19 protein-coding genes are annotated in these 16,107 nt (G+C 39.4%); 1 reads left to right on the forward strand and 18 read right to left on the reverse strand.

Annotated features, from left to right (window positions below):
- Positions 1-79: 79 nt before the first annotated feature.
- The 16 genes from ilvA to HNQ82_RS08045 form a co-directional block, all read right to left on the reverse strand.
- Entirely contained in the window at positions 80-1,348 is a 1,269-nt protein-coding gene (ilvA, locus tag HNQ82_RS07970) for a threonine ammonia-lyase IlvA (RefSeq protein WP_183248676.1), read from the reverse strand.
- Between the two features lie 118 nt (positions 1,349-1,466).
- Positions 1,467-2,009 (reverse strand): dihydrofolate reductase, encoded by a 543-nt coding sequence (locus HNQ82_RS07975; RefSeq protein WP_425486262.1) that lies wholly within the window; start codon positions 2,007-2,009, stop codon positions 1,467-1,469.
- The gene (gene thyA / locus HNQ82_RS07980; RefSeq protein ID WP_183248680.1) at positions 1,969-2,763 is read right to left on the reverse strand and encodes a thymidylate synthase; all 795 of its coding nucleotides are present in this window, start codon (positions 2,761-2,763) and stop codon (positions 1,969-1,971) included. Before thyA ends, HNQ82_RS07975 begins: the two co-directional genes overlap by 41 nt.
- A gap of 92 nt (positions 2,764-2,855) precedes the next feature.
- The gene (gene hypE / locus HNQ82_RS07985; protein ID WP_183248682.1) at positions 2,856-3,848 is read right to left on the reverse strand and encodes a hydrogenase expression/formation protein HypE; all 993 of its coding nucleotides are present in this window, start codon (positions 3,846-3,848) and stop codon (positions 2,856-2,858) included.
- A gap of 3 nt (positions 3,849-3,851) precedes the next feature.
- On the reverse strand, positions 3,852-4,961 hold the full coding sequence (gene hypD / locus HNQ82_RS07990) for a hydrogenase formation protein HypD (RefSeq protein WP_183248684.1): 1,110 nt from the start codon (positions 4,959-4,961) through the stop codon (positions 3,852-3,854).
- The gene (locus HNQ82_RS07995; protein WP_183248686.1) at positions 4,942-5,169 is read right to left on the reverse strand and encodes a HypC/HybG/HupF family hydrogenase formation chaperone; all 228 of its coding nucleotides are present in this window, start codon (positions 5,167-5,169) and stop codon (positions 4,942-4,944) included. Before HNQ82_RS07995 ends, hypD begins: the two co-directional genes overlap by 20 nt.
- Positions 5,160-7,439 carry a carbamoyltransferase HypF gene (gene hypF / locus HNQ82_RS08000; protein ID WP_183248687.1) on the reverse strand — a complete coding sequence of 760 codons (2,280 nt, stop codon included), beginning with the start codon at positions 7,437-7,439 and terminating at the stop codon, positions 5,160-5,162. The genes HNQ82_RS07995 and hypF overlap by 10 nt, the downstream gene beginning before the upstream one ends.
- A complete protein-coding gene (hypB, locus tag HNQ82_RS08005; protein ID WP_183248690.1) occupies positions 7,412-8,083 on the reverse strand; it encodes a hydrogenase nickel incorporation protein HypB in 672 nt (223 codons plus the stop codon). Before hypB ends, hypF begins: the two co-directional genes overlap by 28 nt.
- Before the next feature lie 5 nt (positions 8,084-8,088).
- Entirely contained in the window at positions 8,089-8,439 is a 351-nt protein-coding gene (locus tag HNQ82_RS08010; RefSeq protein WP_183248693.1) for a hydrogenase maturation nickel metallochaperone HypA/HybF, read from the reverse strand.
- On the reverse strand, positions 8,432-8,851 hold the full coding sequence (locus tag HNQ82_RS08015) for a 2Fe-2S ferredoxin (protein WP_183248695.1): 420 nt from the start codon (positions 8,849-8,851) through the stop codon (positions 8,432-8,434). Before HNQ82_RS08015 ends, HNQ82_RS08010 begins: the two co-directional genes overlap by 8 nt.
- Complete coding sequence (locus HNQ82_RS08020) at positions 8,848-9,324, reverse strand: HyaD/HybD family hydrogenase maturation endopeptidase (RefSeq protein WP_183248696.1); 477 nt, start codon at positions 9,322-9,324, stop codon at positions 8,848-8,850. The genes HNQ82_RS08015 and HNQ82_RS08020 overlap by 4 nt, the downstream gene beginning before the upstream one ends.
- Entirely contained in the window at positions 9,314-10,090 is a 777-nt protein-coding gene (cybH, locus tag HNQ82_RS08025; protein ID WP_183248697.1) for a Ni/Fe-hydrogenase, b-type cytochrome subunit, read from the reverse strand. The genes HNQ82_RS08020 and cybH overlap by 11 nt, the downstream gene beginning before the upstream one ends.
- A gap of 11 nt (positions 10,091-10,101) precedes the next feature.
- A complete protein-coding gene (locus tag HNQ82_RS08030; protein WP_183248698.1) occupies positions 10,102-11,823 on the reverse strand; it encodes a nickel-dependent hydrogenase large subunit in 1,722 nt (573 codons plus the stop codon).
- Between the two features lie 11 nt (positions 11,824-11,834).
- Positions 11,835-12,896: a hydrogenase small subunit gene (locus HNQ82_RS08035; protein ID WP_183248699.1), complete on the reverse strand. Its 1,062-nt coding sequence runs from the start codon at positions 12,894-12,896 to the stop codon at positions 11,835-11,837.
- 161 nt (positions 12,897-13,057) lie between these two features.
- Positions 13,058-13,777 (reverse strand): twin-arginine translocase subunit TatC, encoded by a 720-nt coding sequence (tatC, locus tag HNQ82_RS08040; RefSeq protein ID WP_183248892.1) that lies wholly within the window; start codon positions 13,775-13,777, stop codon positions 13,058-13,060.
- Positions 13,778-13,884: 107 nt separating this feature from the next.
- Positions 13,885-14,067 (reverse strand): twin-arginine translocase TatA/TatE family subunit, encoded by a 183-nt coding sequence (locus HNQ82_RS08045; protein WP_012575061.1) that lies wholly within the window; start codon positions 14,065-14,067, stop codon positions 13,885-13,887.
- Between the two features lie 93 nt (positions 14,068-14,160).
- On the opposite strand from HNQ82_RS08045, the gene HNQ82_RS08050 reads away from it, so the two are divergent.
- Entirely contained in the window at positions 14,161-14,526 is a 366-nt protein-coding gene (locus tag HNQ82_RS08050) for a GIY-YIG nuclease family protein (RefSeq protein ID WP_183248700.1), read from the forward strand.
- A 21-nt stretch (positions 14,527-14,547) separates the two neighbouring features.
- On the opposite strand, the gene HNQ82_RS08055 is transcribed toward HNQ82_RS08050, so the two are convergent.
- Positions 14,548-15,768 carry a dicarboxylate/amino acid:cation symporter gene (locus tag HNQ82_RS08055; RefSeq protein WP_183248702.1) on the reverse strand — a complete coding sequence of 407 codons (1,221 nt, stop codon included), beginning with the start codon at positions 15,766-15,768 and terminating at the stop codon, positions 14,548-14,550.
- Positions 15,769-15,961: 193 nt separating this feature from the next.
- On the reverse strand, positions 15,962-16,093 hold the full coding sequence (locus HNQ82_RS08060) for a YuzL family protein (protein WP_080730222.1): 132 nt from the start codon (positions 16,091-16,093) through the stop codon (positions 15,962-15,964).
- Positions 16,094-16,107 lie beyond the last annotated feature (14 nt).

Here is a 16,107-nt window from a genome sequence, read left to right on the forward strand (position 1 = left end):
TGACCGATTTATTTATATTATACACGATTTTTGTGTTGAAGTATGTCACATTTCGTCATCGATTTATAAAAAATTTTTGTCAAATGAGCAAATGGAATAAACTACTATCTTTATTCACTTCCATAAATGGAAAACCTTTTTTCTTCATCCGTTCAACAAGTGGACCATAATCTTCGCGACATTTCAATTCGATACCAACGAGTGCCGGGCCACTATCTTTATTATTTTTTTTCGTATATTCAAACAATGTAATGTCATCTGTCGGTCCTAGCACTTCATCAAGAAATTCACGTAAAGCTCCAGCACGTTGTGGAAAATTCACGATAAAATAATGTTGAAGACCTTCATAAATCATCGATCGCTCTTTAATTTCTTGCATGCGTCCGATGTCATTATTTCCTCCGCTAATAATACAAACAACGGTCTTGCCACGAATATGCTCCTTATATAAATCAAGCGCAGCAACAGGCAATGCTCCAGCAGGCTCCACTACAATAGCATTTTCATTATAAAGCTGCAAAATCGTTGTACATACTTTTCCTTCAGGAACGACCACAATATCGTCAACGATGTCTTTTGCTAATGCAAATGTTTTTTCACCCACACGCTTTACCGCTGCACCATCTACAAATGGATCAATTTCATTTAAAGTAATTACTTCCTTTGCTTCAAACGATTTTTTCATAGAAGGAGCCCCTTCAGGTTCGATACCAATCAATTTCGTCGTTGGTGAAATGCTTTTTATATACGTACCGACACCAGAAATAAGTCCCCCTCCACCTATACTTGCGAAAACATAGTCTATCGGCTCTTCGCAGTCATTTAAAATTTCAACCCCGACCGTTCCTTGTCCAGCGATGACAGCTTCATCATCAAACGGATGGATAAACGTTCGCTGCTCTTTTTTGGAACAAACAAGCGCTTGCTCATAAGAGTCATCAAATGTATCGCCAACTAAAATGATATCAACAAATTCCCGGCCAAAAAATTGTACTTGTGATACTTTTTGTCGTGGAGTGGTAGATGGCATATAAATTTTACCGTGCACACCGAGTGCGCGACACGAATAAGCGACACCTTGTGCATGATTGCCCGCACTTGCACAAACAATTCCATTTTTCTTTTCTTCTTCGCATAAACTTTTCATTCGATAATATGCCCCACGAATTTTAAACGATCGAACGACTTGTAAATCTTCCCTTTTAAAGTATACGTGGCAATCATAACGTTCTGAAAGCAATTCATTTTTTTGCAGAGGGGTATGATACACAACATCTTTTAGCGTTTGATAAGCGATTAAAATATCTTCTACATGTACGCCATGTTTTCGTTTTACTTGTTGTTCCATCTTCTCGTTTCCTTTCCATTTGTAATTGTTAAAATTATGTTATTCTAAAATATATCATATTTTCGGATAAAGAAAAGTAAATTTTCTAAAAATTAATCAAAAAGATGAAGCCCGCCGGCTAGCGAGCTCGTTCGTATATGCAAAATGTATGTGGATAGCGATTTTTTTCATCTTGTACGCCAGGTTGAGCGGTACGGAGCGTCCACTGTTTTTCATCGATTGGTGGGAAAAATGTATCACCTGTAAACGTCGCATCAATATGTGTGACATACAATCGATCCGCTAGCGACATGGCTTGTTCAAATACTTGTGCCCCTCCAATGATGAACACATGACCATGTTGTTGTTCGATTTGTCGAATGTTATTCATGGAATGAATAACTTGAACATTCGAATTCACTAAAAACGTTTTGTCTCGTGTCAATATTATATTGATTCTCCCTGGGAGTGGACGACCAATCGATGCAAACGTTTTTCGTCCCATAACAATCGGATATCCCATAGTTACACGTTTAAAATAAGTCAAATCTGCTGGTAAGTGCCAAGGTAACGTATTGTTATAACCAATAACTCGATTTCGATCCATCGCCACAATAATTGAAATCAATCGACTCACTTCCTTATACAGACACGTCCGCTTTAATATGCGGATGTGGATCATAGTCAACAATTTCAAAATCTTCAAAACGATATTCAAAAATAGAAGCTGGCTTTCGTTTTATTATTAATTTCGGAAGCGGGCGCGGCTCTCGCGTTAATTGCAACTTCGCTTGTTCAATATGATTCATATATAAATGAACATCACCGCCAGTAAAAATAAGTTCTTTTGGCTGCAGATCGCATTGTTGGGCAACCATGTATGTAAGTAGCGCATAGCTTGCGATATTGAACGGAAGACCTAAAAATGTGTCAACAGAGCGTTGCTGCCACATGCATGATAACATTCCGTTTTCAACATAAAACTGAAAAGCATAATGACAAGGTGGCAATTTCATATCGTCTAACTCCGCGACATTCCACGCACTGACTAAAAGGCGACGTGAATTTGGATTACTTTTTATTTGTTCGATTACCTCGCTAATTTGATCAATCGTCCGGCCGTCTGCTCCCCTCCATGAACGCCATTGTGCACCATATACTGGTCCTAAGTCTCCATTTTCATCCGCCCATTCGTCCCAAATCGTTACACCATTTTCTTTTAAATAGCGAATATTCGTATCCCCGCTCAAAAACCAAAGTAATTCATGAATAATGGAACGAATATGTAATTTTTTTGTTGTAAGTAAAGGAAAGCCTTCTCGTAAATCAAAACGTAACTGACGCCCAAATACAGAAAGCGTGCCCGTTCCCGTACGATCGTCTTTATACACACCGTTTTGTAAAATATCTTCAAGTAATTGTAAATATTGCTTCATGATACCCTCACCCTTTTTTATTTACTGTCATTTATTATGACATAAAGCAGAAAAGTAGGGAAGACAAAAAACCGTAGGATTTGCCCTACGGTCTAACAAATACGAGGTAACATAAGTCCAGTTAGTCGGTATAACCGTCTTGTTGTACCGAGTGGTGTCCGCAATAACAACTGCCCTTTGTTTGTTGCTCGAACTGTTCCGATCACAGTCGCGTCTTTTCCTTCTGGTTGGGAACGAAGTGCATCAAGAACTGCCTGTTCATCTTCTTTTGGTACGATCATGACTACTTTTCCTTCATTAGCTAAGTACAGCGGATCAAAACCGAGTAGTTCACATGCACCTTCTACTTCTTTTTTTATAGGGATACGTTCTTCTTCCAACTCAATCGTTACACCAAAATCTTCACAAATTTCTACAAGAGCTGTTACTAAGCCACCGCGGGTTGGATCGCGCATCAGCCGGATGTGTTCACTTGCCTCCATCGCTTTTTCAATGAGCGAATATAACGAGGCACAGTCGCTTTCAACCTTTGATACAAGCCCTAATTCCCCACGAGCAACTAATATAGCTACCCCGTGATCACCAACTGAACCGCTCACAATGACCGAGTCTCCTTCACAAATTTTCCGATCAAGCGGACGTGAAATGACACCAATCCCTGTTGTATTAATATATAATCCGTCTGCACTGCCTCGCTCAACAACTTTTGTATCTCCTGCCACAATCACTACATTTGCTTCTTTCGCTTCTTCTGCCATTGATTGAACGATCGTTTTTAAATCGCGAATAGGAAAACCTTCTTCAATAATAAAGCCACACGTCAAAACTTTCGGAACCGCCCCGACAACCGCTAAGTCATTTATTGTTCCTGCTACCGCTAATTTTCCTATATTTCCACCCGAGAAGAAAAGAGGTTTAACGACAAAACTGTCTGTTGTCATAGCGAGCTCATGTGCTCCCAACGTCAATGTAGCAGAGTCAAATTTGGCATAATGATCGTTATGAAACATAGAAACAAACACATCTGTAATTAGTTTGTGGGCTAATTCCCCTCCATCTCCGTGAGCGAGCGTAATTCGCTCCATTCATTATTCCTCCCTCATATATTGATAGTACGCAGCGCAACTACCTTCTGATGACACCATACATGGACCAATCGGTTTTAGCGGTGTACACGCTTTTCCGAACAATGCACACTGCGGTGGATCAATGAGCCCCCGAATGACTTCTCCACAACGACACTTTGTTCGACGTGGTTCACGCGTTGAAACAGAAAACTTTATCTTAGCGTTAAATTGATCATACTCCTTCTTAAAATCCATTCCACTTTGGGTAATAACACCAATTCCACGCCATGCCTCATCGCAAAATGTAAAATAATGGTTCATCCAATATTTCGCTTGGTTGTTTCCTTGTTCAGTCACGACACTTTTGTAATCGTTTAATACAATAGCATGCTGTTTCAGTGCCAACATTAATAAATGGCGAATCGCACTTAACATATGTAACGATTCAAATCCACTAATTACTGCAGGCATACGGTATTCGATTGCTAAAAAATCAAAATGTTTTCTTCCCATCACCATAGATACATGTCCCGGAAGTAAAAAGCCGTCTAATAGCACTTCTTCATCGTGAAGTAATTGTCGCAAAATCGGTTCGACGAGCTTTGTCGACATCCACATCGAAAAATTGTGTACTTTTTTTTCTTCGGCTTCTTTTATTGCCGCTGCTAAAATGGGGATAGTTGTTTCAAACCCTATGCCTAAAAAAATAACTTCTTGATTCGGATGCTGTTCAGCGATACGAACTGCATCAACGGGAGAATAGACGACTCGCACATCTTTTCCTTCCGTTTTCGCTTGCATCAACGTTCCGTAAGATCCAGGGACTCGCATCATATCACCAAATGTACAAATGATTCGATCTGAGCCGTCTGTCAAAGAAATCATGGCATCAATCGTTACTTGATCAGTCACACAAACAGGACAGCCAGGACCCGAAATAAGACGAACATATCCTTCAAGCGCTTTTTTGATTCCCGTACGAGCAAGTGCCATCGTATGCGAACCACATACTTCCATAAACGAAGGCACTCGTCCGAACGTTTGTTGGAACTGACTCGCTAACATCCGTACTTCTTGTAGTAACGTTCGACTGAGCGATAAGTGAGTTCGGCTATCCATCACGTCTAGCATCGACTAGCTTCCTCCATTCTTCTAAACTTTCTTTTGCATATTCTTCATCAATAATGGACATTGCTTGTCCCGCATGTACAATGACATAATCACCAATTTTCACTTCAGGAACAAAAATAACCCCGACATTCATTTGCGATCCCATCACATCGACTAATGCAGAAAAACCGTCAATATGTAACACTTTTGCTGGTACTCCTACACACATGCACGTTCCCTCCTATGTGCTGCAATCATTAACTGTCCGAGCGCTAGTCCCCCATCATTGCAAGGTACTTTTTGATGCGTATAAACACATAACCCGAGTTTGTTCAGTTCTTGTCGAAGACGTTTTGTGATATAGCGGTTATGCATGCTCCCTCCAGATAACACGATGTTTCGTTCGTATGTTGGATATTGTTGTAAAGCTAAACGAATCATTTCAACAGACGCTTGAACGACCGTTTCATGGAAGCGACCAGCAATGGTATTCGTTTGCTCATGGGCTTCAACATCTTTAATTATGGCCTGCCACATCTCCGTCAAATCAATCTCCCATTCATCGCACTTCTTTACACGAAATGGATAAGTCTCATATATTTTTGTATCATCGATTAATTCAGAAAGTCGAATCGCTGCTTCTCCATCGTATGTACTATGTGTACAAACGTGTAAAAAAGCGCTAACCGCATCAAACAGTCGACCACATGTACCTGCTAAAGGGGAATGTAACCCTTTTTTAATCATTTGTCTTAATACACGCACGTCGTTCGCTTGTTCTATAAATCGCTTCTCCGCCAACGAGTATCCTTCTTCGCCGAAATAATAACCAAGCATGCCGACTGTCGTACGCCAAGGCTCTTTTATACAACGTTCTCCACCTGGAAGTGGAGTATATGTTAAATGTCCGAGTCTTTTATACTGTTTAGCATCTCCGTATAGTAACTCAAAGCCCCATATATGTCCGTCCTCTCCATATCCTGTTCCATCTAAAATGAGGCCAAAACAAGGGGAGTGGATATGATTTTCCTCCATGCATGAAACCATGTGCGCATGATGATGTTGGACAGCTACAACATCAACATTCCATTGTTTTGCAATATTCCACGTTTCATAATTTGGATGTAAATCGACAGCGACTACTTTCGGTGTCACTCCCATCCATGTGCGTAAATGTTCGTATTCCCGTTGGAAATGTTCCACCACCTCTACATGCTCTAAGTCACCGATATGAGGGCCTAAAAAAATTTGATGATGTCTTCCAAACGCAAATACATTTTTTTGTTGACCACCAAGTGCTACAATTTCATGAACATCATGCTCCGTCCACAATGGATCTGGAACGAAACCGCGCGCACGCCGAATAAAATGCATCACACCATTTTCTACTTGAACAACCGAATCATCAATCGGATGAACAATCGGGCGGTTATGTATAAGAAAATAATCAGCAATGCCTTGTAAATCACGCAAAACTTGTTCATCTTCATATATAATCGGTACTCCCGAACGATTCGCACTTGTCATAACAACGACAGGCAATTGCTTATCAAGCAATAAATGATGAAGCGGAGTGTACGGTAACATCACTCCAACCGTTTGTAACCCAGGAGCAACCGATGAAGCAATCATTGTGTTTCTTTTCTGTTTTATCACAACAATGGGAGCTTCCGGTGAAATTAATAATTGTTTTTCTTCTTTCGTTATTTCACATAATTGCTCTACTATATCAAGTGAAGCAGCCATAACAGCTAACGGTCGATTTGGGCGTTGTTTTCGCAAACGTAATTGTTGAACTGCCTGTTCGTTAGTCGCGTCACAAGCTAAGTGATACCCACCTAACCCTTTCACCGCAACAATCGCCCCCGCACGTATATATTGCTTCGCTTGTTCAATCGCATCCCCTTGTACTTTTTGACCATCTGCCTTCAATAATGCAACAGATGGACCACATATTGGACAAGCAATAGGTTGAGCATGATGACGGCGATTCATAGGATCTTCATACTCTTGTTCACATCGCTCACACATTTGAAATGAATGCATCGATGTAAACGAGCGATCATACGGTAATTGTTCAATAATCGTGTACCGAGGACCACATTGCGTACAATTGATAAATGGATAACGATAACGATGATCATTTGGGTCATTCATTTCCCGTAAACAATCATCGCAAACAGCCGTATCGATCGGAATCACGAGCGAAGAACTTCCTTTTCGTTCGCTTGGAATAATAGAAAAATCTTTAAACGCATGCCATTGTGCTACAGTTACAACCATCTCATCAATACGGGATAATCGCGGTGCCTGGATAGGTAAAGCGTGAATAAACTGGTCGACTGCATCTGCATCGCCTTCAACATGAATAAAAACTCCGTCCATATTGTTTTGTACAGTTCCTTTTACTTGATATCGTTGGGCAAGCGCGAAAATAAAAGGACGGAAGCCAACTCCTTGCACTCGTCCTTTTACTGTGATGTTGACTGCTTTTTGCATTGAGCAACCCCTTCTCGAATCCAATGTAGCCATTCATCCATGCCTTCACCGCTTTTTGCAGATAACGGTAGTAACTTAGACTGCGGATTAATACATGATAAGTCTTCCTTTGCTTGTTCTACGTTAAAATCAAGATATGGCAATAAATCGATTTTATTCAGTAAAACAAGCTCTGTTCTCATAAATATCGTTGGGTATTTCGGAATTTTATCATTTCCTTCTGGTACACTTAATACTGCCACTTTATGTTGCTGTCCTAAATCATAACTAGATGGACAAACAAGATTACCTACGTTTTCAATAAACAAAATATCTAGATGTTGAAAATCAAATTGCGGTAGCACAGCCGCAATCATACGTGCATCTAAATGACATCCTCCGTGTGTATTAATTTGTACCGCTTGCGCACCAAGAGCACGAATGCGCTCTGCGTCTTTTTCCGTTGCTAAATCTCCTTCGATGACACCAATGCGAAATTCATTTGCTAATGCTTCGATCGTTTTTTCTAAAATGGTCGTCTTTCCTGCCCCGGGTGAGCTCATTATATTGATCACAAGCGTATTTGTTTCCTCAAACAATTGGCGATTAAACGTAGCTGCCCGATTATTGTTTGTTAACACATCAACTTCTAATGTAATTTTCATACTTATTAACCCCCTTCATATGCCAAAATACGAAATGTTTCTCCAGCTACCATTTTTCCACTTGGAAGCAAACATGTTGGACACTGAGAAATTTTTGTAACTGGTTCATACTCTTTTCCACAAATGGTACAAATGGCTTTTGCTTTTTCCATATGAATGATTAATTCAGCATCGGTCGTTAAACAATTATCTTCTTGTATTTTATACACATCAAAAGCAAACCGTAATGCATCTGGAAGCGCATTGCTTAACGTACCAACAACCAACTCTACTTTTTTCACACATTTCACTTTTTTCTTTTGAGCATCTTGTTCAACTAGCTGAACGATTTCTCCCATTAACGCCATCTCATGCATACGAATCCCTTTCTATTTGCACATACCATACATTTCCCTCTTTTTTCGTTGGAAGAAGTGGCATATGCAATGTGCCATGTTGTGAAAATATGTGCCATTCACGATCACAGTATAAACAAATAAAACGATGATCTTGCTGAATGTAATGAGGCATCACGTGACAATGTGAACAAATGGCTTTTCTTACATGTAATGTCTCATCATGTTTATAAACAACAATCGGGATATGACCAACTGTTTTCATTTCGACATCACATACATCATCGCACGTGCCAATCGTATGCCACGTGCGATGATCGAAAAATAATTTCTTCACTTTTTCCACCTCTTCCTCTAATAATGGGGCGGAAGCTTCTTTCAACGTTTCAATGAAACTATTACGCATCATCTTTAAAAATTGTGAGCGATTCATGTTGTATGACACCACTTCTCTACTTGATGAACGACTTGTTTAACAACATGCGGCAGTTGCGCTTGGACGATCGGTGATAGTTCTAATCCGAGAGATAAAGAAGCTGGTTGTATTCCGAACAAAACCATTTGCTTTGGGTATGTTTGACGTAATTTCGCCGCTGACAATACTTCCTGAAAACCAAGTTGATGAATAGACATTTTAATTCCAAAATACGCTGGAATTTCGTCGTCCACTAATGTAATGATCGTTCCTGCTTCTTTTCCTGCATTGACAGCATCGACTATTGCTAAATACTCTGTCTCTTCGATCGTTCCAAGTAACCTCATCCCATCCGTTGATCCTTCAATCACTTCTACATCATCGTATTTCGCCAATTTTTCTTCTAATAAAGGCAAAATATGAATACCCACTCCTTCATCGGAATAAAGTAAATTTCCAATTCCGAGAACGGTTATTTTTTTATTTTTCATCATGTTCACCTAATGCTTCTTTTTTTCGCTCTATTTTATAGCCGGTAAAAATCGACGACATCGTTCCATTTCGTTGTAAATAGTCTTCTCGAAACGCCATATACACATGTACGACAGTAAAAATTATAAATCCCCATGCAACAAGGTGATGCCATGAACGAACGGAGTAGCTATCACCACCAAATAAATGAGCCACCCACATAAACATTTTTCCATAAATCGACTCCGGCTGTGGCTCGAATAATAAGTAATAACCTGTAAACATCATAATGATGGATCCAAGCCCGATAAAAATCCAATAACTCAATTGAGCAAGCGGATTATGTCCGATATAATGTTTTTTATTGTTTTTCATAAATAAGTAGTATTTGATCGTTTCGAATGCTTCTTTCCAAAAAGAAAAGCGAAACGGATTCGATGTCGCATGTTCATTTCCTTTGTATACCCAATACCAACGAACAGCTAAATTAATAGTAAAAAGAAAAGCAACAAAAAAGTGAATATAGCGCGCCCACCCCATTAAAAACGAGTAATACGCTTCTTCTTGAATAGATGCGGAAACAAACGGGCGGCCGATAAACACGCCCGTAATCATTAAAACTATAATGGAAAAAGCATTGATCCAATGAAAAATACGAACAGGTAATTCCCATACGTACACTTTCACCATTTCATCGTTTAGCTCAATGTTTTTCGCTTTTCGTGACCGTTTCCAAACTACTTGTGTTTGTTTTTGCTCAATTTTTGGATTTGTTGGGATTGACATACACTCCCCTCCTACCCAATACGAATATGAGTCGTCTGTTTTGATTCAAGGTCTGTTAAATGAACCGCACATGCTAAACATGGATCGAACGAATGGACAATGCGTAAAATTTCCAATGGTTTTTCTTTGTCAAGCAACGGTGTTCCTTTTAAAGATGCTTCATATGCACCAATTTGCCCTTTATGGTCACGCGGTGAGGCGTTCCACGTTGTCGGAACAACAGCTTGATAGTTTTTCGTTTTCCCATTTTCAATTTCAATCCAATGGCCTAACGCTCCGCGTGGCGCTTCCATCCATCCTACTCCTTTTGCGTGTTTTGGCCATGTGCTTGGTTCCCATTTTGTTCGATCAAATGTAATTTGGTTTCCATTGCCAATATTCGCAAGTAACGCATCCATATCGTCACGCATCCATTTCGCAACGAGGATAGACTCAAGTCCACGTGCTACTGTGCGCCCGAGTGCTGAACGCATTGCTTCAAGTGGCCAATTTAATTTTTTCAACGTATCATCTATTAATCCGACAAACTCATCTTTCTTTAATGCATAACCAACAAGCATACGTGCAAGTGGCCCTGTTTCCATCGGATGCTCTTTCCATCTCGGAGATTTTAACCAACTGTATTTTTCCTCCGTATTTAATGTTTTAAATGGTGGTTTCGGTCCTGTATAACGAAGCGAAGTTTCGCCTTCCCATGGATGTTTACCAACTCCACCTTCTTTTCCATCATACGTATACCATGAATGATCAATAAACTCTTTTACTTGTTCTGGATCTTTTGGATCAACATCAAGTACTTCATTTAAGTTTCCATTTAAAATGACACCACGTGGGAAACGATATAAATGGACATCGCGAATATCACCTGTTGAAAAATCACCATAACATAAATAGTTATTTAAGCCACCACCATACGTCCAATCTTTATAAAACGAGCCAATCGCTAGTAAGTCTGGAATGTAAACGTTATTTACAAATTCTACTGCTTGATCAATAATTTGCGAGACATGCATCAAACGTTCTGCATGAATGGCGTTATCGCTATTAATATCAATTGGGGTAGCCATCCCACCAACAACATAGTGAGGGTGTGGGTTTTTTCCTCCGAAAATTGTATGGATTTTCACAATTTCTTTTTGCCAATCAAGCGCTTCTAAATAGTGAGCAACAGCAAGTAAATTTACTTCAGGTGGTAATTTATATGCCTTATGTCCCCAATATCCGTTGGCAAAAATACCAAGCTGACCACTATCCACAACTTTTTGTACTTTCGCTTGGATGTCTTTAAAATAACCTGGAGACGATTTCGGCCAACTAGAAAGCGACTGAGCAATGCGGCTCGTTTCGTTTGGATCTGCTTTCAGGGAGCTTAATACATCTACCCAGTCAAAGGCATGTAAATGATAAAAGTGAACAACATGGTCATGTAAAAAGACCGCTGCGTTCATAATGTCACGAATGAGATGTGCGTTTCTTGGAATTTTAATATCGAGCGCATCTTCAACGGAACGGATAGAAGCTAGAGCATGGGTTGTTGTACAAACGCCACAAATACGTTGCACATATGCCCAAACATCTCGTGGATCGCGATCACGCACAATTAACTCAATGCCACGAACTGCTGTACCGGAACTGAATGCCTCTTGAATGACGCCACTTTCATCAACGTCTACTTCTATACGTAAATGTCCTTCAATTCGTGTTACTGGATCGACAACAATACGTTCTGTCATCTTTATTCACCTCAATCATGATGTTCATCTTTTTTCTTCATTGCCGTGACCATAGCGTGAGCAGCAACACCTGCAGCCGTCACACCAACTGCAATCGCTCCGACGGTTTCTGGATTAATCGTCGTTTGGGATGCAGGAATTTTAGCACGACGAACAAAGAAAGGACCGTTATCCCAAAAACCTTTTTCAGAGCAACCAATACATGGGTTCCCAGATTGAATTGGGTAGCTAACTCCCCCGTTCCAGCGCATTTCTGCGCAAGAGTTATATGTTGTTGGTCCTTTACATCCTACTTTATATAAACAATATCCTTGTCGCGCTCCTTCATCATCAAACGATTCCGCAAATAGTCCTGCGTCAAAATATGCCCGACGATTACATTTATCGTGAATACGATGACGATAAAACGCTTTTGGTCTTCCAAGATGATCAAGCTCTGGAAGTTTTCCAAACGTAATGATATGTGCAATGACACCCGTCATAACTTCTGCAATTGGTGGACATCCTGGAACTAATATGACTGGTTTATCTTTTACAAAATGTGTAATCGGTTTTGCTTTTGTTGGGTTCGGATATGCGGCAGGAATTCCGCCCCACGACGAACAGCTTCCATATGCGATAATTGCTTTTGCTCCTTTAGCAGCACGAAGAAACGTTTCCTTTGCAGATACACCACCAACCGTTAAAAATGCATCATCTGTTGGCAAACTTCCTTCCACCGCAAGTATGTATTCTCCAGGATAATGTTCCAAAACATGCTCAAGTGCGGCTTCGATTTGATGCCCCGAAGCAGCAGAAAGTGCTTCTGAATATTCGAGAGAAATCATGTTTAAAAGCACACTTTCTACTTTTGGATGCGTAGAACGAATAAATGATTCAGAACAACCTGTACAGTCTTGGAACTGTAGCCAAATCACTGGAACTCTTTGGTTCTTTTCCATCGCTGCAACCACTTGGTCTGTTTGCGAAAAATCTAGCCCCATAGTTGCTGCAAGCGCCGTACACATCTTTAAAAAATCGCGTCTCGTAAAGCCGCGATCAAGCACTTCTTCTAAAATAGTTTTTCTTTTCACATAACTCCTCCCCTTTACTTGATAACGTTTACAATTGATTATATATCATTATTTCCCTTTATGTTATTTTTAAGGGATAATTGTAACAAAATGTTCTTAAATATATTAACAACATGAAAATAGTTTTTATTATAATAAATACAGAAAGAAAAAAGCGCCTTCTATTCTGAAGACGCTTCCTGTCCTGCCTGTTTTTCTTTTCGTTTATACACAAATTTTGAGATCGATATACTTACTTCATATAACAAAAGCAATGGAATAGTTACTAGAAAGTCAGAAATAAAATCCGGTGGCGTGATCGTTACCGCGATAATAACTAATATAAAATACGCGTATTTTCTTACTTTTTGTAGCGCATATGGATTAATTAAACCAATACTTGTCAAAAACATAACGATGATTGGTAATTCAAACAATACAGCGAAAGGAATCGTCATGTTTAAAATAAATCGAAAATACTTTTCTGTCGTAAACATCGTTGCGAACAAATCTTCGCCGAGACTCATTAAAAAGTGAAACACCATAGGCAATACAACAAAGTAGCCAAAACATAAACCGAGCACAAATAATAAAAACGTCGCTGGAATATACGATAATGTTATTTTTCGCTCCTTTGGTGTAAGAGCAGGCTTAACAAACATCCATACTTGCCAAACAAATACCGGAATCGTCATTGTAATCGCAAAGACGCCAGCTAGTACGACATAAACCCATAAAATATCAGTAGGACCTAAAATCGTTAGCTTGACATCTAAATCAGAAATCAGCCAACGATATAAATCTTGAACAAAGATAAAACCTACAATAAAAAATAAAATTAGTGCTCCAACAACAGTAAAAATGCGTTTACGTAACTCTTCTAAATGTTCAACCAACGTCATCTCTTCATCTTCGTATCTTTTCTTTTCTTCCACGGGCGCAAACACCAACCTTTTTCCATGTTAAAAACGGCAACACATCGTTGCCGCCTTATGATTGACTTGTTTCTTTATTTTTTATTTTCATCAAGCTCTTCTAATACTTCATCGCGCAATCCTTTTGTTGATTTTTTAAACTCACGTAATGTTTCACCAAAAGCTCGTCCGATTTCGGGTAATTTTTTCGGTCCAAAAATGACAAGAGCGATGACAAGAATTAAAATTAAGCCAGGTACTCCAATATTTGAAAGCATAACGTCATCTCCTTTTTTCATACATACGCTTCTTTTTTATTTTATTGCTAATATCTTCATTTTTCAATGACAAATTTTTGAGGGGTGTGAGAAATGTTTAACAATCAACATACAGTATACGCTATTTTCTTTACATTGCATAGCCATACAACTGTACAAGTAGGAAAATTAGGGACGATTGTATTTCCAAGCGGAAATTATATTTATGTAGGGAGCGCGAAAAGAAACATACAATCACGTATTCAACGCCATCTCCAAGTAGAAAAACGCAAGCATTGGCATATTGATTACATTCGTCCATACAGTGAAATTACACATGTCCAAACATATTCCTCTGAACTTAGTGAATGTAAACGTGTACAGCAACTTTTTGAACAATACAGAGGGCAATGGGTCGCAAAAAAATTTGGCTCATCCGACTGTCGTTGTTTTTCTCATCTTATTTACTATAAACAATAAACGAGGGGTATGCCCCCTCGTTTAGCTCGCCTTTTCATATTTTTCTTCTGATTTAGCTATAATGACTGCGCATGCAGCATCGCCTGTAATATTTACGACCGTTCTCGTCATATCAAGCAAACGGTCAACTCCTAAAATAAGAGCAATAGCTTCAACTGGTAGACCAACGGATGTCAATACCATAGAAAGCATAATTAAACCAACACCTGGAACGCCTGCTGTACCAATACTCGCGAGTGTTGCCGTTAAAATGACTGTCAAAAGATCACTAAATGTCAAATCAACACCATACACTTGCGCGATAAACATCGTTGCAACACCTTGCATAATGGCTGTTCCGTCCATATTGATGGTTGCCCCAAGTGGTTGCACAAAACCGCTAATGCTTTTTGGAACGTTTAAATTTTTTTGTGCTGTTTCCATAGATACTGGCAATGTAGCATTACTACTCGATGTACTAAATGCAACAGCCATCGCTGGGGAAAACCCTTTAATAAACGCGATAGGGTTCATTTTTCCAAGTGTCCATACAGCTACACCATACACAACGAAGAAATGAACAAATAATGCTAACAATACAGCAAACATATATTTCCCCATCGCTGCGATCGCGTCGAATCCTTGTCCTCCAATGGCGATAGCAATCAATGCAAAAGCACCGTATGGAGCGAACTTCATCACCCATTCGACTAAGTACATGAGAACATCATTGGCTTGCTCTACGAATACTCGTACTTGTTTTACCCGATCACCTAGACGAGCAATTGCCATTCCCACAAGCACTGCAAAGACAATTACTTGAAGCATATTCCCTTCTACCATTGCTTGAAATGGGTTAGTTGGAATAATGTTTAATAATGTATCTACAACTGGTGGAGCTTCCTTCTTTTCAAACGTTGCCCCTTCTAAATTAAAATTTCCTTCTCCCGGACGAATCACAGATCCTAACGTCAAAGCAATGATAAGTGCCAAAGAAGTAGTAATTAAGAAGAATGCAATGGTTTTCATACCGATACGACCAAGTTTTTTTGGATCACCGACACCAGCTGCCCCTAAAATAAGCGACACAAGTACAATTGGAACAACAAGCAGTTTGATTAAGTTAATAAATATTGTGCCAAGTGGATTGAGCACGTACGTTTTTGCGAGGTCAAACCATTCTGTCGGAAGGGCTAAGTTGAAAATAAGACCTACGATAATTCCTGCAAACATTCCGAGTAAAATTTTCTTTGTCATCGACATATCCACACCTCCATCAAGTTCTGCGTCTTTTGCTATAAAACGGTTCAACTTTGTACGGGAAAAAGGTTAAAGGAGAGGACCGTTTCAATTGTAAATGTTTTTTTTGAAATTGTAAAGAAAAAATGAATATAATTGTTAGAAAAGTAGTTGAATTTCTTTTTTTACAAAAAAACTACCACAATAATGTGGTAGTTTACATCCGCTTTGTTTTTTTACGACTTGAATCGATTTCTATATTTCCCGTTTCCCGCTCAGTGGTTCCTTGTCCTTTTACTTTCGGAGAACTCAATTCTGTTTTTGAAGCATCTTTTTTTCGTTTCCCCACTTTATTCACCTCCT

The organism is Anoxybacillus tengchongensis, from assembly GCF_014201585.1.
Classification (GTDB): domain Bacteria; phylum Bacillota; class Bacilli; order Bacillales; family Anoxybacillaceae; genus Anoxybacillus; species Anoxybacillus tengchongensis.

What these genes read in the sequence shown, in the direction of transcription:
- ilvA (WP_183248676.1), bottom strand. Translation starts at nt 1,348, where the DNA reads ATGGAACAACAAGTAAAACGAAAACATGGCGTACATGTAGAAGATATT.
- HNQ82_RS07975 (WP_425486262.1), bottom strand. Translation starts at nt 2,009, where the DNA reads ATGATCCACATCCGCATATTAAAGCGGACGTGTCTGTATAAGGAAGTG.
- thyA (WP_183248680.1), bottom strand. Translation starts at nt 2,763, where the DNA reads ATGAAGCAATATTTACAATTACTTGAAGATATTTTACAAAACGGTGTG.
- hypE (WP_183248682.1), bottom strand. Translation starts at nt 3,848, where the DNA reads ATGGAGCGAATTACGCTCGCTCACGGAGATGGAGGGGAATTAGCCCAC.
- hypD (WP_183248684.1), bottom strand. Translation starts at nt 4,961, where the DNA reads ATGCTAGACGTGATGGATAGCCGAACTCACTTATCGCTCAGTCGAACG.
- HNQ82_RS07995 (WP_183248686.1), bottom strand. Translation starts at nt 5,169, where the DNA reads ATGTGTGTAGGAGTACCAGCAAAAGTGTTACATATTGACGGTTTTTCT.
- hypF (WP_183248687.1), bottom strand. Translation starts at nt 7,439, where the DNA reads ATGCAAAAAGCAGTCAACATCACAGTAAAAGGACGAGTGCAAGGAGTT.
- hypB (WP_183248690.1), bottom strand. Translation starts at nt 8,083, where the DNA reads ATGAAAATTACATTAGAAGTTGATGTGTTAACAAACAATAATCGGGCA.
- HNQ82_RS08010 (WP_183248693.1), bottom strand. Translation starts at nt 8,439, where the DNA reads ATGCATGAGATGGCGTTAATGGGAGAAATCGTTCAGCTAGTTGAACAA.
- HNQ82_RS08015 (WP_183248695.1), bottom strand. Translation starts at nt 8,851, where the DNA reads ATGAATCGCTCACAATTTTTAAAGATGATGCGTAATAGTTTCATTGAA.
- HNQ82_RS08020 (WP_183248696.1), bottom strand. Translation starts at nt 9,324, where the DNA reads ATGAAAAATAAAAAAATAACCGTTCTCGGAATTGGAAATTTACTTTAT.
- cybH (WP_183248697.1), bottom strand. Translation starts at nt 10,090, where the DNA reads ATGTCAATCCCAACAAATCCAAAAATTGAGCAAAAACAAACACAAGTA.
- HNQ82_RS08030 (WP_183248698.1), bottom strand. Translation starts at nt 11,823, where the DNA reads ATGACAGAACGTATTGTTGTCGATCCAGTAACACGAATTGAAGGACAT.
- tatC (WP_183248892.1), bottom strand. Translation starts at nt 13,777, where the DNA reads ATGACGTTGGTTGAACATTTAGAAGAGTTACGTAAACGCATTTTTACT.
- HNQ82_RS08045 (WP_012575061.1), bottom strand. Translation starts at nt 14,067, where the DNA reads ATGCTTTCAAATATTGGAGTACCTGGCTTAATTTTAATTCTTGTCATC.
- HNQ82_RS08050 (WP_183248700.1), top strand. Translation starts at nt 14,161, where the DNA reads ATGTTTAACAATCAACATACAGTATACGCTATTTTCTTTACATTGCAT.
- HNQ82_RS08055 (WP_183248702.1), bottom strand. Translation starts at nt 15,768, where the DNA reads ATGTCGATGACAAAGAAAATTTTACTCGGAATGTTTGCAGGAATTATC.